A 22,680-nucleotide genomic window follows, 5' to 3' on the forward strand; every position below is an offset into this window, starting at 1 on the left:
CGCTCGCTGCGAACTTCAGGCCCGGCGATTCCTCTCAAAATCGAAAATATTAAACAGCCGGAACTGGGATTGGCACAGCGTGCAAACTTTCGAAAACGTCCACGCCGGGTTTTAAACCAGAAACAAATTCTCCAGGCAAACTATATTTACTTGTACCGGATGCCTGTCTATCATTGCCAACACTTGCGTTCCAACCTATTCCAAGGAAGTGACATGTCGCTGATCAATGAATACCGCGCCACTGAAGAAGCCATCAAGGAACTTCAGGAACGCCTGAAATCGCTCTCCGCAGACGAAAAACTTAAAAAAGAACTCGAGTTCGAGGGCAAGCTGCGTGAACTGATGGGCGAGTACCAGAAGTCTCTTCGCGACATCATTGCGCTGCTGGATCCAGATGCCCGCAACAACAAGCCCTCCCGCGCGGCCAAAGCGCCGGCAGCGGCCAAGCGCGCTCGCCGCGTCAAGCAATACAAGAATCCGCACAATGGCGAAGTGATTGAAACCAAAGGCGGCAATCACAAGACGCTTAAAGAATGGAAAGCCCAGTGGGGCTCCGATGAGGTCGAAAGCTGGGCAACGCTGCTCGGTTAACGAACCCAGCCTCACCCAAAAGCCATCCGATGCAAGTCGGATGGCTTTTTTATTTCAAGCATCGTTCAACGGCAAACCGAATCGCTGCCGCAACTGTTGGGCATGTACGGCCCATTGTTCCAGCACTTTCGCTTGATCGCTCGTTACCGCCCCAAGCGCCTCTCTCAGGTTCCGCTCGAATTGCGCCAGCGTATTGGGCGCCCCGAACTCCGGTAGGGTCAACCGGTGGCGACAGAAGTCCGCCCAGCGACGAGCTTCTTCGCTGGAAAGGCTGTTCGGAAAGTTGCGAGCCCGGTAGCGAAAGTGCAGTTCCGGCAAACGCGGATCGTCGAACGGCAACGAGGACGAACAATGCTCGGCCAACGTTCTAACCTGCTCGCACAGGCCCTTGTCTCGATCACCGATAAATCCGTCATAAAGTTGTTGCTCCGGATCATCCAGTCCATCGAACGGGTCATCCCGATAAATGTCGGCGAGTTTTGGCAGCCAGTCGACCTGCCGACGGCGGAGTTCTTCGGCCCGCTCTTCACAACATGACAATTCGATACCGAGCCGTTCGATATCCGATGGCCGCAATACGCTCATGGGCGCGATAACCGGACAGCGATTGACGTGCAGCAGCTTCAATGGCACAGGGTGCTCGGAACCCAGGTCAGCACGTCGCGTATAAAGCCGCTCACGCAGCGCGTCTCCGCTTTCTTCCCATAATGGGCCGCACTCCGAATTCAGATCGCAGACGATCAAGGCGTTGCGATTGCGTGGATGCCAGGCCATAGGAAGCACGACCGACAGATAATGCCGGGCGGCGGAAAAACGCCCCGAGACGTGGACCATCGGCTCGAGCAGCCGCACCTGGTCTACCACGGCTGTCTTGCGACGCAGGCGGTAAAGGTATTCGTAGAGGCGCGGTTGGCGGTCACGAATCAATCGGGCCAGACCGATAGTGGCGCGCACATCGGACAGCGCGTCGTGTGCTTGAAGATGTTCGAGCCCGTTAGCCTCGCTCAGCCGCTCCAGTTTCAGCGTGACCCGGCCCTCCTCTTCAGGCCAATGCAAACCTTCTGGGCGCAGCGCATACGCGGTGCGCACTAGGTCGATCAGGTCCCAACGGCTATTGCCGCCCTGCCATTCGCGAGCATAAGGATCGTGAAAGTTGCGATACAGGCTGTAGCGCAGCACCTCGTCATCGAAGCGCAGCGTGTTGTAGCCCGCGCCGCAGGTTCCAGGGCGGGCCAGTTGGGCATGCAGGCGCTCGATGAACTCCGCTTCCGCCAGCCCCTTCTCTTCCAGGATTTTCGGCGTAATGCCGGTGACCTGGCAGGCCGCGGGGTGAGGCAGTATGTCGTCACTGAGCCGACAGTACAGATTCAGCGGCTCACCGACTTCCTCGAGCGCCTCGTTGGTGCGTATCCCGGCGACCTGCAGCGGGCGATCGCAACGCGGTGAAATGCCGGTGGTTTCGAAGTCGTACCAAAAAATGCTCGGCGTCACGAAAGACTCCTTGTCGAACGGGGGCCCAGTCTAGCGCGCCCGACTCCTGACAGGGGTTCCAGCGCCGCCACCTGCTTGTGAATCCATCCGGGACGGGCGCGCTTCACAAGTTTCGCCCTCATCTACCCCCGCAGGCCCGCGATTGCATCTGGAACGTTGCTCAACCCCTCATGCACCGCATAGCATCTGCGCCACACCGCTCGCGAGTACCTTTAGTGCAGGTCGCCACCGACTCCCAGCCACTGCTGGACAACCGCTTCCGGGTCGAAACCCCGGAGGGCGTCGACCTGCTGCTTCGGCCCGCGGGGCTGGTCCCGCGCGCACTTGCGTTCGCCGTGGATCTGGTGATCCGTGCGGTGATCGTGCTGATCATGGGATTAGGGCTCGGGGCGCTTGGCAAGTTCGGCCTGGGCGTCGGCGCCCTGCTGCTGTTTCTCGTGCAGTGGTGGTACATGGTCCTGTTCGAAGTGCTCTACCAGGGTCGAACGCCGGGCAAGCGCTGGCTTGGGCTGCGGGTAATACATGATGACGGTACCCCGGTCGGCTGGGCATCGTCCCTGACACGCAACTTGCTGCGCTTTGTCGATCTGCTGCCTTTCGGCTATTTCCTCGGCGCGCTGTCGTGCCTGTGGCACCCCGCCTTCAAGCGCCTGGGCGACCTGGCGGCCGGCACCTTGGTTGTCTATAGCGAACGCCCACTTGAACGCCCGCAGCTACCAGAAGCAACGAGCTGCACTGCCCCGTTCCCGCTGAGCCAGGCGGAGCAGCAGGCCTTGGTCGGCTTCGCCGAACGGCAGGGCAGCCTGTCCGCTGAGCGACGCCAGGAGCTGGCTGGCCTGATTGCCGAACCGCTCGCTGTACGGCCTGACCAGGCCGAGGCCCGGATCAACGGCATTGCGCGCGGCCTGATGGGGCAGCCATGAAACAGAGCCTGTTCGAACAGCAGCATCAGCGCGAATGGCAGGCGTTCGATGACAGCCTGCGCGCGCTGGAACACGGCAAAGCCCGGCAGGCCAACGGCCTCGCCGGTTTTCCTGCCGCCTATCGACGCATCTGCCAGCACTTGGCGCTGGCCCAGGCACGCGGTTACAGCCCGCATGCCATGGAATACCTGCAGCAGCTGGCGCAACGTGGGCATCAGCAGCTTTACCGACATCGCAGCCCGCTGGCTGGTCGGCTGCTGGGCTTTGTGTTGGGCGGCTTCGGCAGGCTGGTACGTAGCGAGTGGCGATATGTTCTGACGGCCAGCCTGGCGTTCTATCTCTGCCTGTTCGGGATGGGCACGCTGGTGCTGGCCTTCCCTGACCTCGTCTACAGCCTGATCAGCCCCGACCAAGTCCGTGAAATGGAGGCAATGTACGACCCGGACGCCAGTCGCCTCGGTCGTTTCGGCGAGCGCAGTTCCGGCGATGACTGGGTAATGTTCGGCTATTACGTGATGAACAACATCGGCATCGCGTTCCAGACCTTTGCTGGCGGCCTGCTGTTCGGCCTGGGCAGCCTGTTCTACCTTATTTTCAACGGCCTGGTGATCGGCGCGGTCGCCGGCCATCTCACCGGAATCGGCTATCACCAACCGTTCTGGTCATTCGTCATCGGCCATGGCGCCTTCGAGTTGACCGCTATCACGCTCGCCGGCGCAGCGGGCCTGAGATTAGGCGCCGCGCTGATCGCACCGGGCCGCCTGCGTCGCGCCGAAGCGCTGCGGCAAGCGGCGAACCGGGCCGTCCGGATGATCGCCGGTGCGACGCTCTTCCTCCTAATCGCGGCCTTCATCGAGGCCTATTGGTCGTCGATGACCTTCGCCAGCCCTGCCGTCAAATACGCTGTTGGAGCGCTGCTCTGGCTAGCGGTTGGTTTCTATCTGATCTTGAGCGGCAGGACGCGACATGCGCCTGAGTGATATCAACCTGGCAGTCCGCCCACGCAGCGCCTGGGAGGCGCTCGACCTCGGCGTCCTCATGGCGCGTCGCCAGCTAGGGTTACTGGTACTCAGTTGGGCGCTACTCACCCTGCCGGTGTTCGCCCTCTTAAGCCTCGTACTCTGGCAACATCCGTCGCTCTCGCTGCTGCTGTTCTGGTGGCTCAAGCCGCTGTTCGAGCGCCTACCGCTATTCATCCTGTCCAGCTCGTTGTTCGGCGACACACCGACCTTGCGCCAATGTGCCAAGGCATTGCCGGGCCTGCTGCGGCCGCAATGGTTTTCCAGCCTCATCTGGCGGCGCTTCAGCCTGACGCGCAGCTTCGACCTGCCGGTGATCCAGCTCGAAGGCCTGTCCGGTACCGTGCGTGCGCGACGGCTGGCCGTGCTCGGGCAGCGTAACAGCGGCACCGCAAGCGGGTTGACGCTCGTCGGCATGCATCTGGAAGGCGCGCTGTGGCTGGGCCTGCTGGCGCTGCTCTACCTGTTGATTCCGGCACAGGTGCTGGCCGACTGGAACTGGCAGGACCTGATCGGCCTGAGCGACGAATGGCTGTGGGCCGAGCATCTGTCCAACCTGCTCTATGCGCTGGTGCTCATCGTCTGGGAACCGATCTACATCGCCTGCGGCTTTAGCCTTTACCTCAACCGACGCACCGTGCTCGAGGCCTGGGACATCGAGTTGAGCTTCCGACGTCTGCGCGAGCGCCTGCAGCCAATCGCTGCACTGCTGGTGATCGGTTTCAGCCTGGCGCTGCTGATTCCCGCCGAACCGGCCCACGCTGATGCCGCGCCGGCCCCACGTACCGCCGTGCAGCAGTCGTTGCCCGAAGCCAGCCCCGAGGACGACCGCTTGCTCAAGCAACCGCTGACAAGCCAGGCGGCACGTCAGCAGATCACAGCATTGCTGGACCAACCACCCTTTCGTAACCGCGAAACGGTGACCCGCTGGCGTTTCGGCGAAGACGACACGGAGCAGGCGCCCGACTGGCTGCAACGGCTGATTGAGTCTCTGCTACGGACCGATGGTCCAGGCGCTGGCTTCGACAGCCTCGCATTGGTCATCGAGGCCTTGCTGTGGTGCGCACTGTTCGCGCTGATTGCTTTCGTGCTCTGGCGTTACCGTAGCTGGATCGCCCTGCACGTCCGGCGCCTGCCGCGCCCTGCCAAGCCGCATCGAATGCATCCGCCGCAGTTATTCGGCCTAGACCTCGCGCCCGAGCGCCTGCCCGACGACGTCCCTGATGCCGTGGAACGGCTCTGGAACGAACATCCGCGCGAAGCGCTAGGGCTGCTCTATCGCGCACTGCTCAGCCGCCTGTTGCATCACCATCGAATCCCGCTACTGGCGGCGCACACGGAGGGTGAGGTGTTGACGCTGACGCGCCATGAACCGCCGGCACTTCAGCATTACGTCGAAACCGTGACCGGGCATTGGCTCGGCATTGCCTACGGCCACCGCCTGCCCCCAGACGAAACCGCCGCTCAGCTTTGCCAGCGCTGGCGAGAGTTGTTTCAGGGAGCCACGCCATGAGCCGGCGCACGGTACTGGTCATAATTGCGGCGGCCCTGCTGATCGGCGCAGGACTGGCCTATCTGGTGAGCAAAGCCACCCCGTATGAGGAAGTGGTCGAGCACGGGCCTGCACCCGAAGCGGCGGCCGACCCCTATCTGGCAGCCCGCCTGTTCCTCGAGAGTCAGGGCCGTCCCGTCGCGCGCTCCGTTGGCCTCGATGGTTTGACCGAGCAGCCGCCGGCCGGCCAAGTGCTGCTCCTGCTTGGCGACCGCAGCAAGATGACACCCGCACAGACCAGGCGCCTGCTTGCATGGGTCGAGCAAGGCGGGCATCTGATCTTCGTCGCCGAGCAGCTCTGGGAGGAAACGACCGAACGCAGCGGCGACCTCCTGCTCGATGCGCTGGAACTGCAGCAGCACGAGGCGTCGACCGAGCCTGCCGAGGGCGGCACCGCCACCGAAGAACACCCACAACAGCCACGGCTGACTCGCCTGTTTCTGGAAAACGAGGACGCACCCGCCTTCCTCGCCTTCGATACTCGCTTCCACCTGTACGATGCCGGTCATCGTGCCCACGCCTGGGCCAACAGCGATGATGCGACGCACATGCTGCAGTTGGCTCATGGCCAGGGGCTGGTCACCGCGCTCACCGACGCCTGGCTCTGGCAAAACGCGAACATCGGCCGCTACGACCACGCCTGGCTGCTCTGGTATCTGACCCAGAACCGCGACGTCCAGCTCGCCTACGACACGCAGCACGACGGCCTCGTTCAGCAGTTGCTCCGCCATTTTCCCGAGGTGCTGGCGGCATTACTGCTGTTGATCCTGTTGGGTGCCTGGCATGTCGGCCAGCGTCACGGCCCGTTGATCGAAACGCACGAACGCAGCCGGCGGCGCCTTCACGAACATCTGCGTGCCGGCGCAGATTTCCTTTACCGTCGCGCCGGCCAGCGCCACCTGCTCGACACGCTGCAAAGCGACATCCGCCGACTGATCCGCGCGGGCCATCCTAACTTCGAGCATCTGCCGCACGACGAACAGTGCCGCCGTCTGGCGTCGCTCACCCAACTGCCCGACCACCTTATCGAGCAGGCCCTGACCCGCCCCGCCAAAGCAGTCAGCGCCGCTGAATTCACCCGTCAGGTCGCGTACCTGCAACGCATCAGGAACTCCCTATGAGCGAAGCCACAGGCGAACCACAAGCCTCCCTCAATCCGAGCAGTCAGCGAGAGCGTGCCAGCCAACTGGTACAAGCGCTGCGCCAGGAACTCCACAAGGCCGTTATTGGACAGCACGAGGTCGTCGACGGCGTCCTGACCGCACTCGTCGCAGCCGGCCACGTGCTTGTCGAAGGCGTGCCGGGGCTGGGCAAGACCCTGCTGGTTCGGGCGCTGGCGCGCTGCTTCGGGGGCGATTTCGCGCGCATACAGTTCACGCCGGATCTGATGCCCAGCGACATCACCGGGCATGCGGTCTACGACTTGGCGACCGAGCAGTTCAAGCTGCGTAAAGGGCCGGTATTCACCAACCTGTTGCTGGCCGATGAAATCAACCGCGCCCCTGCAAAAACCCAGGCCGCGCTGCTCGAAGTGATGCAGGAGCGTCAGGTGACGCTCGAAGGGCGCGCGCTGGCGGCACCGCAACCTTTTCTCGTCATGGCGACGCAGAACCCGATCGAGCAGGAAGGCACCTACCCCCTACCGGAGGCTGAGCTGGACCGCTTCATGCTGATGCTGCGCATGGACTACCCGCACGCCGACGAAGAACAGCAACTGGTCCGCCAGGCGACTCGCTCGGCGCGCGCCGACATCATCGAAGTCAGCGGCTTGCGGGTCATGCTCCAGGCAAAAGACGTACAGGCGCTCCAGAAGATCGCCAGTGACCTGCCAATCGATGATCAAGTACTCGACTACGCCGTGCGCCTCGCCAGGGCTACGCGCGACTGGCCAGGCCTGTCGCTTGGCGCTGGACCACGCGCTTCCATTGCTCTGGTCCGCTGCGGACGAGCACGTGCGCTGCTGCGCGGCGGTGACTTCGTCATCCCCGATGACATCAAGGGGTGCGCCCTGGCCGTGCTGAGGCATCGCGTCAGGCTATCGCCAGAACTGGAGATCGAGGGCACCTCGGTGGATCAGGTCCTGCTGCAGTTGCTTGACCAGATCGCGGCGCCCCGCCTGTGAACACCTCACCCATTCAGACGCCACGATGACCCCCTCCAGACATTTGCTTCGGGCGGTTGCGTTCTTATTGGCACTCGGCGTTGTGATCGGCGTGCCGAACGCCCTCGGCTACACGCTGCCCCGCGCAGTCAACGCTGCCTGGTGGGGTCTGCTGCTATGCCTGGCACTGGTTGCCGCCTTTGATTGGCGAGCCCTGCGCCGGCTGCCATCGCCCGAGGTTCAACGCGCCCTTCCAACCAACCTGGCGCTAGGCCGCTGGCACGACGTAGAACTGCTTCTCGGTGGGGGCGAGCATCTGCTGAGGCTGGACGTATTCGACCATCCGCCGGCCACCTTTCGCACCCAGGCACTGCCACAGCGCCTCGTGCTGCAGCCGGGGCAGCACGCACGAATGGTCTACCAGGTCTGTCCTGAACGCCGAGGCCAGCATCCGTTTGACCGCTGCGAAATACGCCTCGACAGCGGATGGCGGCTCTGGCGCCAGCGCCGCCACGTGCCGCTGCCTTCGCAGGCGCGTGTCTACCCCGATTTCACACGCCTTCACGGGGCGCCGTTAATGGCTGTCGACAGCTGGCTGAGCCGGCTGGGCGTGCGCCAGCGACAGCGCCGAGGGCTGGGCATGGATTTCCACCAGTTGCGCGAGTTTCGCGAAGGCGACACCACACGGCAGATCGACTGGAAGGCCACGGCGCGCAAACGCATCCCTATCGCGCGCGAGTACCAAGACGAACGCGACCAGCAGATCCTGCTGCTGCTCGATTGCGGCCGCCGCATGCGCAGCCAGGACGACGTCCTGTCGCACTTCGACCATGCTCTGAACGCCGCCCTGCTGCTCAGCTACGTCGCGCTGCGGCAGGGCGACGCCATCGGTTGCCATACTTTTGCCGCTCCACGACAGCGCCACATCGCCCCGGCCAATGGGCAAGCGCAGCTGAATGCCTTACTCAACGGTGTTTACGATCTGGAAAACAGCCAGTTACCGGCGGACTACGAGCAGGCCGCGGCCGATGTGCTGAGCCGGCAGAAACGCCGTGCGCTGGTCGTGATGATCAGCAATCTGCGCGACGAGGACGATGACAGCCTGCTGGCCGCCGTTCGCCAGCTTTCAAGGCGCCACCGAGTCCTGGTGGTGAGCCTGCGCGAGCAAGTACTGGACGATCTGCGTCAACAACCAGTGGCCGGCTTCAACGACGCGTTGGACTACTGCGGTGCGATGGAATACCTGGCGGCTCGCAACCGTCTGCATGAGCGATTGGCCGGGCAAGGCGTGCCGGTGCTCGACGCCCGCCCGCAGGAGCTTGGGCCAGCGCTGATCAGCCGCTATCTGGCCTGGAAAAAAGGCGGGGTGCTCTAGGCCGTCAGGTTCCGTGGCAGCGATCCTGATCGACCCGGCTGGCCGGCGGCTCGCTACGCGGCAGGCGCGCTGGTGGAATGTGTTGGATCGGGCGAAAGCTGAAGTAGTGATGCAGCGCATCGATCATGTCGCGGATCTCCGCTGGCGGCGAGATCAGCGCAAAGCCCGAGTCGAAACTCCCGGGGGTGACGTCTTCGCGCGACCACATGCAAGTCGCGCTGAAATCGACGCAGCGCAGCTGGCCGTGCTGGCCTGGGATCTTCAGGCGCATGTCGAACCGTACATCGGTCATCATTGGATAGGGGCTGATGAGCATCAGGCCGCCTTCGGACAGGTTGCCGATGAAGCCCAGCGGCTTGTCCGTGTAGCGATTGAAAACGTTCAGGTAATAGGGCAACTGGTGTCGCTGGATGCTGCGCTGGTTGAGCATGTTCATCGTTCCGGGCCTGCCACCAAGTGTGTACGCTGCCGCCGTTCCGGCCACTCAGCCGCAGTTCTGACTTATACGACTGGCCAACTGCCGCCGTGCCGCCCCTACCTCATCCTCACTGTAGTAGACACGCTCACCCTTTGCATCGAGGCGGAAGTAGCGCCCGCCGTGACTCAGCTGCGCCAGCTCGTGACGCAACCGATCACACGCCTGACGGCGCTTGCGCTGCTGTTCTCCCGCCTGGCGCTCGGCCGCGGCCTGTTCCTCCCGTCTGGCATCGAAAAAAACGCTCGGTGCGGGCCTCGCGCTCGCGGGTCGCGTCATCGCGCTCGATGACCTGGGGACGTACTTCGACCTGCTCGGCGCCCGGGCGAGGCCGGGACTCGAAATGCACGTTTCCCTGCGGGTCGACCCAGCGATAGATCTCAGCGCTGGATAACGATGAAAACGACAGTCCCGCGAACAGGATCAGCAATCGGTGCATGGGTTCCTTCCCGACCGGCCGTACGGCCGATCCGCTTCAGGGTTTCACGGCGGTGGTGACCACTCGCTCCTCGGGCTGATAGTGCCCCAACTGGCGCAACGTCTCCAGCCTGGCGCGCCCCCGAAAGGCATATTCGCTCGCCGGGTAACGCGAACTGATGAAGCGATAGGTCTCCACCGCATCGACGAACAGTCCCTGGCGCTCCAGGCACTGGCCGCGCAAGAGCGATATTTCCGGCTGCAGATTGTCCCGCGGACGGCTGCGCCGTTCGGCCTGGGACAGTTCGAGCATGACCTGGTCGCAGTTGCCGAGCTCGTATTGCTTGTAGGCGCTGTCGAGATGCCGATCGAGCGCACTTCGGCTGCTGCAACCGACGCTCAGGGTGGCGAGAACGAGTATGAAAAGAGTGCGCATGGGTAGATCCTCCGATGGCCGTGTATCGACCGGCAGTTGGAAAACTCCAACGCCGCTGAGCGCCTGGCTGGCCAGTTTCACCGATGCGCAGCGGGCAAAGAGTAGTGAAGGCCGACGATGACTACAGCCGCCCGGCATAGTAGCCTCCGGCCCATTCTCGAACAGGAGCCTTTGCATGATCTCGCGCCGTACCAAAATCGTCGCCACCCTGGGCCCGGCCAGTAGCTCGCCGGAAGTGCTGGAAAAGATGATCCTTGCCGGGCTCGACGTTGCCCGGCTGAACTTCTCCCACGGCGGTCCCGACGAGCACCGCGCCCGAGCGCAACTGGTACGGGACATCGCCGCCAAGCACGGGCGCTTCGTCGCACTGCTGGGCGATCTGCAGGGCCCGAAGATCCGCATCGCCAAATTCACAAATAAGCGCATCGAGTTGGCCGAAGGGGACAGTTTTCGTTTCTCGGTCACCCACCCGCGCGACGCCGGCACCCAAGAAATCGTCGGCATCGACTACCCCGACTTGGTCAAAGATTGCAGCATCGGTGACGAACTGCTGCTCGACGATGGCCGCGTGGTCATGCGCGTGGACAACGCCACCGCCGACGAACTGCATTGCACCGTGCTGATCGGCGGCCCGCTGTCGGACAACAAGGGTATCAACCGCCGCGGGGGCGGCCTGACGGCCCCCGCATTGACCGCCAAGGACAAGGCCGACATCAAGCTCGCCGCGGACATGAACCTGGATTACCTGGCCGTCTCCTTTCCGCGCGATGCGGCCGACATGGAGCTGGCCCGTCGGCTACGCGACGAAGCTGGCTCCAACGCCTGGCTGATCGCCAAGATCGAACGCGCCGAGGCGGTCGCCGACGACGAAGCCCTGGATGGGCTAATCCGCGCCAGTGATGGCGTAATGGTCGCGCGCGGTGATCTGGGCGTCGAGATCGGTGACGCGGAGCTGGTAGGTATCCAGAAGAAGATCATTCTGCACGCGCGTCGCAACAACAAGGTGGTGATCACCGCAACGCAGATGATGGAGTCGATGATCCAAAACCCCATGCCGACGCGCGCCGAGGTCTCCGATGTAGCCAACGCGGTGCTCGACTACACCGACGCGGTGATGCTGTCGGCTGAAAGCGCCGCCGGCGAGTACCCGGTCGAAGCGATCAAGGCGATGGCACGCGTGTGCTGCGGCGCCGAGAAACACCCGACGAGCATCAAATCCGGCCACCGACTCGGCCAGCGCTTCGAGCGCAGCGATGAGAGCACTGCGCTGGCAGCGATGTACACCGCCAACCACTTCCCGGGCGTCAAGGCGATCATCAGCCTGACCGAAAGTGGCTACACCCCGCTGATCATGTCGCGCATTCGCTCCTCGGTGCCGATTTTCGCGTTCTCGCCGCATCGCGAAACCCAGGCGCGCGTCGCCATGTTCCGAGGCGTGCAGACCATCCCCTTCGACCCGGCCGCGCTGCCGGCAGACAAGGTCAGCCAGGCGGCCGTCGACGAACTGCTGCAACGCAACATCGTCAGCATCGGCGACTGGGTGATCCTGACCAAGGGCGACACCTACCACGGCACCGGCGGCACCAACACCATGAAGATCCTGCGGGTTGGCGACTCGCTGACCTGAGTCTGAAGCGTGCCCCGTTCGTCAGTCGCCGTGCCGGCGGCTGACGAAGGTGTCGCTCAGGATCTGACCTCTCGGCAGGCCCGCCAGGTACAACCGCCGCGTCGTCGCCTCGACGAAGCCCTCCCCGCCGCAGACCAGCGCCACGTCCCGACGTGAGCGAATACGCAGGCTGCGCAGCCACACTTCCATGCTCTCCCGCCCGTTTACCAGATCGATATCGAGATGGCCGTGCTCGGCCGCCAGGGCCTCCAACGGGCCGCGAAGGTAGCAGTCGCCGGACGAGACATGAACCAGCCGGATCGGCCCTTCGTGCCCCTGCCGCAAGGCTTCGCGCAACAAGGCCCAGAGTGGCGCCAGGCCTGTACCGGACGCTAGCAAAAGCAGCGGGCGCGCCTGCCAGTCCGGCTCGTAGCGCAACCCGCCCTCATGCAGCTGCCCCAGTAGTAACCGGGCGCCGACGACCAGCCCACGGGCTGAATCGACGAACGCGCCGGGGTGCGCGCAGTCGATGTGGACCTCCAGCCAAGTGTCCTCTCCTGGCAGGCTGGCCAGCGAATAGGGCCGCGCCACCCCGGCTGCGTTCCACAACAGCAGATGCTGTCCGGCGCGATAACGAATCGGCCGCTCGGGCATGAGCTGCACGCGCAACACCTGCCCTGCCAGCCATTCCAGCGACCGCACCTCGGCTGGAATCCCTTCGCGGGCCGGGTCGAACGTCGCGACCTGAAGGTCGGAGATGACTCGACACTGGCAAGCCAGCCGCCAGCCCTGCGCGCGGCGCACCGCCGACAGCGCCTCGGGCCGCGAATCCAATGGTTCCCCATCGAGGCAACGGACCAGGCAAGCCTGGCAACTGCCCGCCCGACAGCTGAACGGCACACCGAATCCCGCTGTGTTCAACGCATCGAGCAGGTTGCTGCCCTCAGGCACCGTCCAGCGGCGGCCGTGGCAGATCAGGTCAGGCATCGACCGTCGCCCAACTGGCCTCGCAGCGGTTGCGGCCGTTGTGCTTGGCGCGATAAAGCGCGTCGTCGGCCCGCTGCAGCGACTCGTCGAGGCTGTCGCCGGCGCTGAGCAGCGTCAACCCGACCGACAAGCTCAACTGCCCGGCCTGCAGCTCCACGTCGAGCGGCTGTGCGTTGGCGAAGGCCTCACGCAGACGCTCGCAACAGGCGTGGAAGCGCTCGGCATCGGTACCCGGCAGCAGCAGAACGAACTCTTCGCCGCCATAGCGCGCCAGCACATCGTCGTCCCGCAAACACGAGCGCGCCACCGAGGCGAACGTTTGCAAGACCCGGTCGCCGGTTGCATGACCGTAGAGGTCATTGATGCGCTTGAAGTGGTCCAGGTCGATCAGCGCGAGACCGGACTGATGCCCAGGGCGCAGGCGCTTGAGCTCCGCCTCGGCCTTGGTGATGAAATGACGCCGGTTGTAGAGGCCGGTCAGTTCATCCGTCGACGCCAGGTCTTCCAACTGGCGCATCATCCCGCGCAGGGTTTCCTGGTGCGCCTGCAAGGCGTAGCGCCGCTGGCGCATCCGTTGACGCAGCTTGTAGACATAGCTGACGAACAGGCACATCCAAACCAGCGTCACGAGCAGAACGGACGCCTGCAACACCACCACTTGCGGCTCGTCGCCGCCTTCGAATGAGAGGTCACCGAGCGACACGCCAACGAAGCTGCAAAAGGCCAGAACCGCATAACGCGCGAACACTTTCGGCGGCAGAAATACCGCGAACATCAGCACCAGCACGTAGAGCACCATGAGCGAACCGCGCTGGCTGCCAAGGTTGTGCAGAAAAAATGTCAGCCAGGCGAGGCCGACCAGCACCTGTGGCTCGGTCAGGCTGGGATCGCGAAAACGCAGGTTATGGCCACGGTAAAAAATCCAGAAGAACACCAGTTGGCTGACGAGAATCATCAGCGAGCCGACGATCGCCGTGTCCTTTGGCGCCTGGTAATAACCACCGAAAACCGTGATCCAGGTCAGCAGCAAGGCCAGCGCATAGGTGCCGGCCGCCATGCCGAAACGCTTGAGCACCAGCAGCTGAAGCGCTTGCTGTTCGGAGTCTTCAGGAATCGCGCGCATGGAGTCCTTCCCATAGTGGCAATCCGACACACTTTACGCTCGGCATCGAAAAAAACCTATCGAACTGACCGTGATCGCCGCCGATCTCGACAAGCGGCAGCGTTTGAATGGTCAGCGGCGCCCCACCTGCCTTGCGCGCCTGCGTCAGGCACTGCCGCCTTACCATTGCGGCGGCCATCGCAGCCCGCCACCAGCTTCCTGCCTCGTGCATCCCTTCACCTTTGGTCCGTCTGTCTACCCTGCGCAGCAGCAGGTTATACTGCCGCGCATTTTTTTACCTGAGCGTGTCGGTTGATTGTTTCGACATGCCTGTCTCCGCCCCGCCAAGAGGACGCGCTGCATGACCGTGATCAAGCAAGACGACCTGATTCAAAGCGTCGCTGACGCTTTGCAGTTCATTTCTTACTACCACCCCGTGGATTTCATCCAGGCGATGCACGAGGCCTACCTGCGGGAAGAATCCCCGGCTGCCCGCGACTCCATGGCGCAGATCCTGATCAACTCGCGCATGTGCGCCACCGGTCATCGCCCGATCTGTCAGGACACCGGCATCGTTACTGTTTTCGTTCGCGTGGGCATGGACGTGCGCTGGGATGGCGCCACCATGAGCCTGGACGACATGATCAACGAAGGCGTGCGTCGCGCCTACAACCTGCCTGAGAACGTGCTGCGTGCTTCGATCCTGGCCGACCCGGCAGGTTCCCGCAAGAACACCAAGGACAACACCCCCGCCGTCATCCATTACTCCATCGTTCCGGGTGACAAGGTCGAGGTGGACGTCGCGGCAAAGGGCGGCGGCTCCGAGAACAAGTCCAAGATGGCCATGCTCAACCCGTCCGACTCCATCGTCGACTGGGTGCTGAAGACCGTGCCGACCATGGGCGCTGGCTGGTGCCCGCCGGGCATGCTCGGCATCGGCATCGGCGGCACCGCCGAGAAGGCAGCGGTGATGGCGAAGGAAGTCCTGATGGACCCGATCGACATCCATGAACTGAAGGCGCGCGGCCCGCAGAACCGCATCGAGGAAATGCGCTTGGAGCTGTTCGAGAAGGTCAACCAGCTGGGCATCGGCGCCCAGGGCCTGGGCGGCCTGACCACCGTGCTCGACGTGAAGATCATGGATTACCCGACCCACGCCGCCTCGCTGCCGGTGTGCATGATCCCCAACTGCGCCGCGACCCGCCACGCGCACTTCGTGCTCGACGGCACCGGCCCCGCCAGCCTCGAGGCGCCACCGCTGGATGCCTACCCGGAAATCGTCTGGGAAGCTGGCCCAAGCGCGCGCCGCGTCAACCTCGACACAGTCACCCCAGAAGAAGTCCAGAGCTGGAAGCCGGGCGAAACCCTCCTGTTGAACGGCAAGATGCTGACCGGCCGCGATGCTGCTCACAAGCGCATCGTCGACATGCTGAACAAGGGTGAAGCGCTGCCGGTGGACCTCAAGGGCCGCTTCATCTATTACGTCGGCCCGGTCGATCCGGTCGGCGATGAGGTGGTCGGCCCGGCCGGCCCCACCACCGCTACCCGCATGGACAAGTTCACCCGCCAGATCCTGGAAAGTACGGGCCTGCTGGGCATGATCGGCAAGTCCGAGCGCGGCCCGATCGCCATCGAGGCGATCAAGGACAACAAGGCCGTTTACCTAATGGCCGTCGGCGGTGCCGCTTACCTGGTTGCCCAGGCGATCAAGGCTTCGAAGACCATCGCATTCCCGGAGCTCGGTATGGAAGCCATTTACGAGTTCGACGTGAAGGATATGCCGGTGACCGTAGCGGTCGACACGCAGGGCGAATCGGTGCATACCACCGGCCCTCAGATCTGGCAGAAGAAGATCGCTGAGAGCTTGGCCGTCGAAGTGCAGTAAACGCACGTTGCAAAACGGTAGCGCAAAAGAAAGCCCGGCCATTGGCCGGGCTTTTTGCTAACGGCGCATCCGTCAGCGGTTGAACCGCTCCACCAGCGCACGCAGCCCACGCGCCGTACCTTCCAGTTCCCGCCCTCGCTGCATGGTCAACTCAGCCTTGGTCACGTTGCTGTCGGTGGTCACTGCAATGCTGGTGACCTGACGGGCGATGTCTTCTGCTACATGAGCCTGCTCATCGGCCGCCGCGGCCATCTGCTGGCTCATCCCGGTGATGCGGTTGACCGCGTCGCGTATGCCCTGCAATGCCTGCTGCGCCTCGATGACCTGAGCCAATCCCTGGGTGGCCTCCTTGTCACCGACCTGAGCGATGGAGACCGCTTCATCGGCCTTGCTCGTCAGGGACTGGATGATGGCCTGGATCTGCTGGGTCGAATCTCGGGTCTTGCTGGCCAGCGCACGTACCTCATCAGCGACGACGGCGAACCCCCTGCCCTGCTCGCCGGCACGCGCTGCTTCGATCGCGGCGTTGAGCGCCAACAGGTTGGTCTGCTCCGCGATGCTCTGGATCATCCCCGCCGCGGACATGATCTGCTGGGTCTCACCCGCCAGTTCATTGACCGCGTTGCCGATGTTGCTCACTGTCCGGGCCAGCATCTCCATGGCCTGGCGCGAACTGGATGCGACCCGATCGCCGTCGTCGGCCAAGGCGTTGGCCGTGGTGGCTTCCTCGGCGGTCTGCTGGACATGGCTGGCCACTTCGGTGATCGAGGCGGTCATCTCGGTCACGGCCGTGGCGGTCATGTCGGTCTCGCCGCGCTGCTGGCGCAGATCGTTCTCGGTCTGGCTGGCCAGGGTGTAAGTTTCGGCCGATGCGCTGGCGACCTGGCCGGCAAGATCCGACAGCCGCGTCAGTGCGGTGCGCAACCGTGCATCCTCACTGACCAGAGCCATCTCAAGGCGTGCTGCGTTGCCGTAGCCACTGGTGTAGGTCAGCGCGACGACTGGGTCGGTAAAGGCGTCGGGTACCCGGTCGAGAATGCCCTGGAGGCGCCGCTCCGCCGCGGAATGGCAGCTCAAGCCAAGCGCGAAGAACAGCCCGAGCAAGGCGAAGAACTCGAGGGCGGGCGGGAGCCAGAGCATGCCGGCGGCGCCGAGCAACGAGGCTCCGACCGGCAGCGCCAGCATTTTCGCCCAGCCCTTGGCTCGGCGACTCACAGGTACAGCAGGCTTGCCGGCACGCAGCCGTTCGTAAAGGGCACTGGCCTGGGCGACCTGCTCGGCGGTCGGCTTGACCCTCACGGATTCGAAGCCGGTGAGCTTGCCGTCCTCCAGAATTGGTGTGACGTACGCGCTGACCCAATAGAAGTCGCCGTTCTTGCACCGGTTCTTGACCACCCCCATCCAGCTCTTGCCCGCCTTCAGGTAGCCCCACATGGCTTCGAAGACGGCGGGCGGCATGTCCGGGTGACGCACCAGGTTGTGCGGGCTGCCCACCAGCTCGTCTCGCGAGTAGCCACTGACGGCGACGAACTCGTCGTTGCAATACAGAATCTTGCCGTGCGTGTCGGTTGCAGAGATCAGTCGCTGATGCGCCGGAAAACTCCGTTCTGTGTTGCTAACCGGACCGTTGTTTCTCATCCTCGCGATCTCCGTGATGGCGATTTGACTCTTAACAGACTCGTCGGTCATGACGAATCAAACTGTTACAAGAGTCGGACGAAACGGACCTAACTTGAGTCGCCGAACGGGAAATTCATTAGCGCCAGACGAATCGCAGCAGGCCATACGCAGCGAAACCGGGCGCAAGTCGGCGTCATGTCATCAGCGTTTGGCGCGCTGGGCCTCGAGATAGAGCGCCTCGACCTTCGATCGTGCCCAGGGGGTCTTGCGCAGAAATTTCAGGCTGGACTTGACGCTGGGCTCGTTGCGAAAGCAGCGCACGTCGATTCGTTCGGCAAGCCCATCCCAGCCGTAGCGCGCGTGCAGGTCGACAAGAATGGCCTCGAGGGTGATGCCGTGAAGGGGGTCGTTGGGCAGCGCCATGGTCGTCCTCAGAATATGGGCGCCCGCGCCCCAGGCCAACGATGCCTGACGCGCGAGCGAGGTGGCGCATCTTACAGGCTGATGCGCGTGCCCAGTACTTCGAGGAACGCGGCCAGCCAGGACGGGTGAGCGGGCCAGGCCGGGGCGGTGACGAGGTTGCCATCGGTATGCGCCTTGTCGACGCCAATCTCGACGAAATCGCCGCCCGCCAGCCGCACCTCCGGCGCGCAGGCGGGATACGCGCTGCAGGCGCGCCCTTGGAGCACACCGGCCGCCGCTAGCAGCTGTGGGCCATGGCAGACGGCAGCGATCGGCTTCTTCGCCTCGCCGAAGGCGCGGACCAACCCGATGACGCGCTCATTGAGCCGCAGGTATTCCGGCGAACGCCCGCCCGGAACGACCAGGGCGTCGTAATCCTCGGCGCGGACGGCATCGAAATCGAAATTGAGCGCGAAATGGTGACCCGGTTTCTCGCTGTAGGTCTGGTCGCCTTCGAAATCGTGAATCGCCGTTCGCACCGTGTCGCCGGCTTTCTTTTCAGGGCATACGGCATGAACGACATGCCCGACCATCTGCAGCGCCTGAAACGGCACCATGGTTTCGTAATCTTCGACGTAATCGCCGACCAGCATCAGGATTTTCTTCGCAGCCATTTGGAACGCTCCCGGTTAAGGTGTGGATTTGGCGGTCGCCGTCAGGCTAACCGCTTCGGTTGAAGATATTGATCACCAGGCGATCAAGCGACGCCCAGAGCCGTTGGTAGACGCGCTGGCGCAGCGGGCGCGAGTGCCAGCGCTGCAAGTCGATCTCCAGACTCTGCTCGAAGTCCTGTTCGAAGCTACGTGCGACCTCGGCACTCAGTCGCGTGTCGATCGCCTCGAGATTCGCTTCCAGATTCCAGCGCAGGTTCCAGTGATCGAAGTTGCACGACCCGACGCTGACCCAGTCGTCGATCAACACCATTTTCAGGTGCAGGAAGTGTGGCTGATATTCGTAGATCCGCACGCCCGCACGCAGCAGGCGCGGGTAGTAGCGTTGGCCGGCGTAGCGGATCGAGGGATGGTCGGTATTGCGGCTGGTGAGCAGCAAACGCACCTCGACACCGCGCCGCGCCGCACGCATCAGCTCGCGGCGGACCCGGCCCGTCGGAAGGAAATAGGGCGTAGCCAGAAAAATGCGCCGCTCAGCACGGCGCAGCTGGCGCACCAAACTGAAGAGAATGTCGCGATGCTGGCGGGCGGCGGCGTAGGCAACGCGCCCGGCACCGTCGCGTACGTCGGGGCTGGCCGGGATCTTTGGCAGGCGCCGCGGCAACGGCATCTGCCAGACGCGGCGCCTCAAGCATTGCGCCCACTGCGTTTCGAACAGGCGGCGCCAATCCGCGACCAAGGGCCCGCGAACCTCCACCATCGCCTCGTGCCAGTGGTGGTCGGGCCGTTGCGGGTCCCAGAACTCGTCAGTCGCACCGGCGCCACCTACGAAACAGCAGCTGTCGTCAACGAGGATCAGCTTGCGGTGGTCGCGGTGCAGGTTGCGAAACTTGAGCCGCAGCCGCAGCGGATTGTATTGACGCAGGTCGACGCCCGCGTCGCAAAGGCGCTGGCGCGACCGCTGGCCCAGCTTCAGGCAGCCAAATCCATCGAACAGGCAGCGCACCTGCACGCCCCGCTCCGCCGCGGCGACCAGTGCATCGATCAGCCGATCGGCGCATTGGCCGTCTTCGACCAGATAGAGTTCGACGTCGACGCGACGCTCGGCGCCATCGATGCGCTGCAGAATCTGCGGAAAGAACCGCGGCCCGTCGATCAGCAGGCGAAAGTCATTGCCCTGCTGCCAGGGGAAGACTTCGCCATGCTTCATCAGCGGCATGACCGCAGGTAGCGCGGCATGCTGCGGCTCGAGCGAGAGGGGCGTGAAACGAGAAGACATCTGGATCCTTGTCCCGACGGGACTCATTCAGCGATACGTTGGTCAGGCGTCGGCCTGTGGCCCAGCGCCGCCGGGCACGCCCGTTAGGCGCACGAACCGGGAGTGGAGTTCCTCGTGCCTGTTTCAAACCAGTGGCGCTGTTGCCGGCCAGCCAACGGCCTCGCTCGCCCGCGCCTGCCGTCGCGCCTGGGCGCTGCGTGCCAGGTCGAGTACACGCCGGTCGCGCTGCCAAAGGTTCGCCCAGTGTGACGGGCCGCCTGCAAACGCCGCGTCGACTTCAGGCTGGAGCGTTTCAAACTGCGCCAACAGCCCCGCCAGAAGCAGGTGAGTGGCAGGCGCTGCGGGAGCGAGCCGGGCTACTTCCGCGGCGGCTGGCATAAGCCCCAGCAATCGCAGCAGGAGGCTTTGCGGCCACTGGCACGTCAGACCGATACCCTGCAGCCAACTGACGAGCGCGGCGAGCACGTGCAGATCTTCCAGCGTGCGGAAGAGTTTGACGTAGCCGTCCCAACCGTCGCCAGCGAGCGGCTCGGCTTGCACATCTACAAGGCGCAGACGGCCGTGGGGGATGTCCGGTATCAACGGCAACGGGGGGCCCGGCTCGATCGTGACGCCCGTCGCGAGGCTGTCGACCAGGCATAAGCGCAGGCGAGGCGCCTCGCGCTCACCCTCATCACGCGCTGCAACCAACAGCCAGCGCGCGGCCGGCCCGGCGGTCACATAATCCTTGGTTCCATTGAGCCGCCCACCAACGAGGCGCGTGCGCATCTCAGCCGGACGCAGGGAACGTTGCTCAGTGGCACAAAAGGCTCCAATGCCCGCAGGCGCGGATGCCCAGAGCCCGCGCAGCGCCGCCTGATATCCAGCCAAAAAAGCCAGCCCGGGAGTCGCCGCAAGGCGCCCGCCGAGCAAGGCCGACTCCAGCGTGCCGCAACCGGCGCACTGCCGCTGCACCTCATCGAACCAAAGCGCCAGCGAGGGCGGCATCGGTAAATGTTCCAGCGGACCCACCAACCGTAGCCACTCCATGTTTTTGACCTCTGGGAAAAAGATGAGCCAGCAACCTGCCGGGCACATTTCCGTCACCCAAGCATCACCGTTCGGTAACCGGCGTGACATTGCCTCTGCCTAGCCTGAGCCGGCAATCACCCGATTGACGGAACGCCCAACATAACAATCACGCGCTCCGAATGCATTGCCCGCCAATGGCTGACCAGGAGACAGAGCATGACCACCCTCGCTTTCCCTCGCACGACCCGGCGCCTTCAGGGCGAACGTTTATACGGTCAGGACGCGCTGCGCGAAGCCCAGGCGCTGCGCTACCAAGTCTTCAGCAACGAATTCGGTGCGCGACTCGAAGGGGCCGAATCAGGCCTGGACCACGATGATTTCGATCCCTATTGCCATCACATCGGCGTTCGCGACATGGACAGCGGCGCGCTGGTCGCGACCACCCGACTGCTCGACAGCCCCACCGCGGCACGCCTCGGGCGTTTCTACAGCGAAGGCGAGTTCAGCCTGCAAGGCCTAGCGGACTTGGACGCACCCATCCTCGAGATCGGCCGGACCTGCGTTCACCCGGCCTACCGCAACGGAGCGACCATTGCCGTGCTCTGGGGCGAGCTGGCCGAGGCGATGAACCAGGGTGGTTACCGTTACTTGATGGGGTGCGCCAGCATTCCCATGCAGGATGGCGGCATCCAGGCCCAGGCGATCATGCAACGCCTGCGCGAACGCTACCTATCGACCGATCTGCTGCACGCACAACCCAGAAACCCGCTGCCGCCGCTCGATCTGCCTGACAACGTCACGGCCGAAGTACCGGCCCTGCTCAAAGCCTACATGCGCCTCGGCGCGAAGATCTGCGGCGAACCCTGCTGGGACCCGGATTTCCAGGTAGCGGACGTGTTCATCCTGCTCAAGCGTGACGAGCTGTGCCCACGTTACGCCCGGCATTTCAAGGCGGCCGTGTGATGCGCCGGCTGAGGTTCCTGGCCCGCCTAACCAGGCTAGCCGGCGTGATACTGGTAGGGCTGCTGCTTGCCTGCGGACTTAGCGTACTCGACGGGATCGGTCGCCCCGCCTCTATCGCGGCACGCCAGCGGCTGTGCCAGTGGTTTCTCGCCCGGCTGGCCAGCGCACTGCCGTTCGACGTCAAGCTGTCCGGCGAGCCGCCTGGGCGCCCGATGCTGTGGCTTGCCAACCACCAATCCTGGAGCGACATCCCGCTGCTCGGCATGCTGGTGCCCATGACGTTCCTGGCCAAGTCCGAGGTCCGTCTGTGGCCGGTGTTCGGCTGGCTCGCGGCGCAAGCCGGCACGCGCTTCATCCAGCGAGGCCAGGGCGACACGCTGCAGCTCGGGCGCCAGCTAAGCGAGCATTTGCGCCAGGGGCGGGATTTGCTGATCTTTCCCGAAGGCACGACCACCGATGGTACGACCCTTCGGCCTTTCCACCCTCGCCTGCTGAGCTGTGCGGTGGACACCGCCACGCCCATTCAACCGGTCGCCATCCGCTACAGCCGCAACGGGTGCACCGACCCGATCGCGCCCTTCATCGGCGATGATGACCTGCTCTCGCACCTGTTCCGGCTGATGATGGAAGACCGTGCGACCGTCGACATCCAGCTGCTGCGGCCCATCGACACCGCTGACATGGAGCGCAGCCGCCTCGGCCGGCTGTGCCATGCCTCGATTCACCAAGCCCTGTTCGGCGAACCACCCAGCTTGCGTCGGGCGGCCTGATGCA

21 protein-coding genes and 2 pseudogenes are annotated in these 22,680 nt (G+C 63.9%); 11 read left to right on the top strand and 12 right to left on the bottom strand.

Annotated features, from left to right (window positions below; all coding sequences use genetic code 11):
• Window positions 1-213: 213 nt before the first annotated feature.
• Window positions 214-591 carry a histone-like nucleoid-structuring protein MvaT gene (gene mvaT, locus M1D78_RS16115; protein ID WP_437420997.1) on the top strand — a complete coding sequence of 126 codons (378 nt, stop codon included), beginning with the start codon at window positions 214-216 and terminating at the stop codon, window positions 589-591.
• 54 nt (window positions 592-645) lie between these two features.
• Here the strand turns inward: mvaT and sbcB are convergent, their stop codons facing one another.
• Window positions 646-2,082 (bottom strand): exodeoxyribonuclease I, encoded by a 1,437-nt coding sequence (sbcB, locus tag M1D78_RS16120; RefSeq protein WP_437420998.1) that lies wholly within the window; start codon window positions 2,080-2,082, stop codon window positions 646-648.
• A 170-nt stretch (window positions 2,083-2,252) separates the two neighbouring features.
• On the opposite strand from sbcB, the gene M1D78_RS16125 reads away from it, so the two are divergent.
• Genes M1D78_RS16125 through M1D78_RS16150 form a run of 6 tightly spaced genes read left to right on the top strand, consistent with a single transcriptional unit; the run spans window position 2,253 to window position 9,052 of the window.
• Window positions 2,253-3,005: an RDD family protein gene (locus M1D78_RS16125; RefSeq protein WP_437420999.1), complete on the top strand. Its 753-nt coding sequence runs from the start codon at window positions 2,253-2,255 to the stop codon at window positions 3,003-3,005.
• Window positions 3,002-3,985 carry a stage II sporulation protein M gene (locus tag M1D78_RS16130; RefSeq protein ID WP_437421000.1) on the top strand — a complete coding sequence of 328 codons (984 nt, stop codon included), beginning with the start codon at window positions 3,002-3,004 and terminating at the stop codon, window positions 3,983-3,985. Before M1D78_RS16125 ends, M1D78_RS16130 begins: the two co-directional genes overlap by 4 nt.
• A complete protein-coding gene (locus M1D78_RS16135; protein ID WP_437421001.1) occupies window positions 3,972-5,537 on the top strand; it encodes a DUF4129 domain-containing protein in 1,566 nt (521 codons plus the stop codon). Before M1D78_RS16130 ends, M1D78_RS16135 begins: the two co-directional genes overlap by 14 nt.
• Window positions 5,534-6,697, top strand: coding sequence for a DUF4350 domain-containing protein (locus M1D78_RS16140; RefSeq protein ID WP_437421002.1), 1,164 nt, complete (start codon window positions 5,534-5,536; stop codon window positions 6,695-6,697). Before M1D78_RS16135 ends, M1D78_RS16140 begins: the two co-directional genes overlap by 4 nt.
• Window positions 6,694-7,698 carry an AAA family ATPase gene (locus tag M1D78_RS16145; protein ID WP_437421003.1) on the top strand — a complete coding sequence of 335 codons (1,005 nt, stop codon included), beginning with the start codon at window positions 6,694-6,696 and terminating at the stop codon, window positions 7,696-7,698. Before M1D78_RS16140 ends, M1D78_RS16145 begins: the two co-directional genes overlap by 4 nt.
• Window positions 7,699-7,723: 25 nt before the next feature.
• Window positions 7,724-9,052, top strand: a complete 1,329-nt coding sequence (locus M1D78_RS16150; RefSeq protein WP_437421004.1) for a DUF58 domain-containing protein — start codon at window positions 7,724-7,726, stop codon at window positions 9,050-9,052.
• A gap of 4 nt (window positions 9,053-9,056) precedes the next feature.
• On the opposite strand, the gene M1D78_RS16155 is transcribed toward M1D78_RS16150, so the two are convergent.
• From M1D78_RS16155 to M1D78_RS16165, 3 genes and pseudogenes are all read right to left on the bottom strand, one after another.
• A complete protein-coding gene (locus M1D78_RS16155; protein WP_437421005.1) occupies window positions 9,057-9,488 on the bottom strand; it encodes a PilZ domain-containing protein in 432 nt (143 codons plus the stop codon).
• A gap of 48 nt (window positions 9,489-9,536) precedes the next feature.
• Window positions 9,537-9,966, bottom strand: a pseudogene (locus M1D78_RS16160) (DUF4124 domain-containing protein).
• Window positions 9,967-10,002: 36 nt separating this feature from the next.
• A complete protein-coding gene (locus M1D78_RS16165) occupies window positions 10,003-10,380 on the bottom strand; it encodes a tetratricopeptide repeat protein (protein ID WP_437421007.1) in 378 nt (125 codons plus the stop codon).
• A 175-nt stretch (window positions 10,381-10,555) separates the two neighbouring features.
• On the opposite strand from M1D78_RS16165, the gene pyk reads away from it, so the two are divergent.
• Window positions 10,556-12,007, top strand: coding sequence for a pyruvate kinase (gene pyk, locus M1D78_RS16170; protein ID WP_437421008.1), 1,452 nt, complete (start codon window positions 10,556-10,558; stop codon window positions 12,005-12,007).
• 21 nt (window positions 12,008-12,028) lie between these two features.
• Here the strand turns inward: pyk and M1D78_RS16175 are convergent, their stop codons facing one another.
• The gene (locus tag M1D78_RS16175; protein WP_437421009.1) at window positions 12,029-12,973 is read right to left on the bottom strand and encodes an iron-sulfur-binding ferredoxin reductase; all 945 of its coding nucleotides are present in this window, start codon (window positions 12,971-12,973) and stop codon (window positions 12,029-12,031) included.
• Entirely contained in the window at window positions 12,966-14,096 is a 1,131-nt protein-coding gene (locus M1D78_RS16180) for a GGDEF domain-containing protein (protein ID WP_437421010.1), read from the bottom strand. Before M1D78_RS16180 ends, M1D78_RS16175 begins: the two co-directional genes overlap by 8 nt.
• Window positions 14,097-14,436: 340 nt before the next feature.
• Here M1D78_RS16180 and M1D78_RS16185 point away from each other — a divergent pair, with 340 nt between their 5' ends.
• Window positions 14,437-15,960, top strand: a complete 1,524-nt coding sequence (locus tag M1D78_RS16185) for a fumarate hydratase (protein WP_437421011.1) — start codon at window positions 14,437-14,439, stop codon at window positions 15,958-15,960.
• Window positions 15,961-16,032: 72 nt separating this feature from the next.
• Here M1D78_RS16185 and M1D78_RS16190 read toward each other — a convergent pair whose 3' ends face one another.
• From M1D78_RS16190 to M1D78_RS16215, 6 genes and pseudogenes are all read right to left on the bottom strand, one after another.
• Window positions 16,033-17,145: a methyl-accepting chemotaxis protein gene (locus tag M1D78_RS16190; protein ID WP_457933598.1), complete on the bottom strand. Its 1,113-nt coding sequence runs from the start codon at window positions 17,143-17,145 to the stop codon at window positions 16,033-16,035.
• 171 nt (window positions 17,146-17,316) lie between these two features.
• Window positions 17,317-17,649: pseudogene (locus tag M1D78_RS16195) on the bottom strand (PAS domain-containing protein); the annotation flags it as partial.
• 132 nt (window positions 17,650-17,781) lie between these two features.
• Window positions 17,782-18,003, bottom strand: coding sequence for a VF530 family protein (locus M1D78_RS16200; protein ID WP_437421013.1), 222 nt, complete (start codon window positions 18,001-18,003; stop codon window positions 17,782-17,784).
• A gap of 71 nt (window positions 18,004-18,074) precedes the next feature.
• The gene (locus M1D78_RS16205) at window positions 18,075-18,656 is read right to left on the bottom strand and encodes a DJ-1/PfpI family protein (RefSeq protein WP_437421014.1); all 582 of its coding nucleotides are present in this window, start codon (window positions 18,654-18,656) and stop codon (window positions 18,075-18,077) included.
• 46 nt (window positions 18,657-18,702) lie between these two features.
• On the bottom strand, window positions 18,703-19,863 hold the full coding sequence (locus tag M1D78_RS16210; RefSeq protein WP_437421334.1) for a phospholipase D-like domain-containing protein: 1,161 nt from the start codon (window positions 19,861-19,863) through the stop codon (window positions 18,703-18,705).
• A gap of 192 nt (window positions 19,864-20,055) precedes the next feature.
• Window positions 20,056-20,919, bottom strand: coding sequence for an acyl-CoA dehydrogenase (locus M1D78_RS16215; RefSeq protein WP_437421015.1), 864 nt, complete (start codon window positions 20,917-20,919; stop codon window positions 20,056-20,058).
• A gap of 240 nt (window positions 20,920-21,159) precedes the next feature.
• Here M1D78_RS16215 and olsB point away from each other — a divergent pair, with 240 nt between their 5' ends.
• Together olsB and M1D78_RS16225 are read left to right on the top strand one after the other, a co-directional pair.
• Window positions 21,160-21,906 carry an L-ornithine N(alpha)-acyltransferase gene (gene olsB, locus M1D78_RS16220; RefSeq protein ID WP_437421016.1) on the top strand — a complete coding sequence of 249 codons (747 nt, stop codon included), beginning with the start codon at window positions 21,160-21,162 and terminating at the stop codon, window positions 21,904-21,906.
• Window positions 21,906-22,676 (top strand): lysophospholipid acyltransferase family protein, encoded by a 771-nt coding sequence (locus M1D78_RS16225; protein WP_437421017.1) that lies wholly within the window; start codon window positions 21,906-21,908, stop codon window positions 22,674-22,676. Before olsB ends, M1D78_RS16225 begins: the two co-directional genes overlap by 1 nt.
• The last annotated feature ends 4 nt before the right edge of the window (window positions 22,677-22,680 follow it).

This window comes from Pseudomonas sp. SA195 (assembly GCF_054131565.1).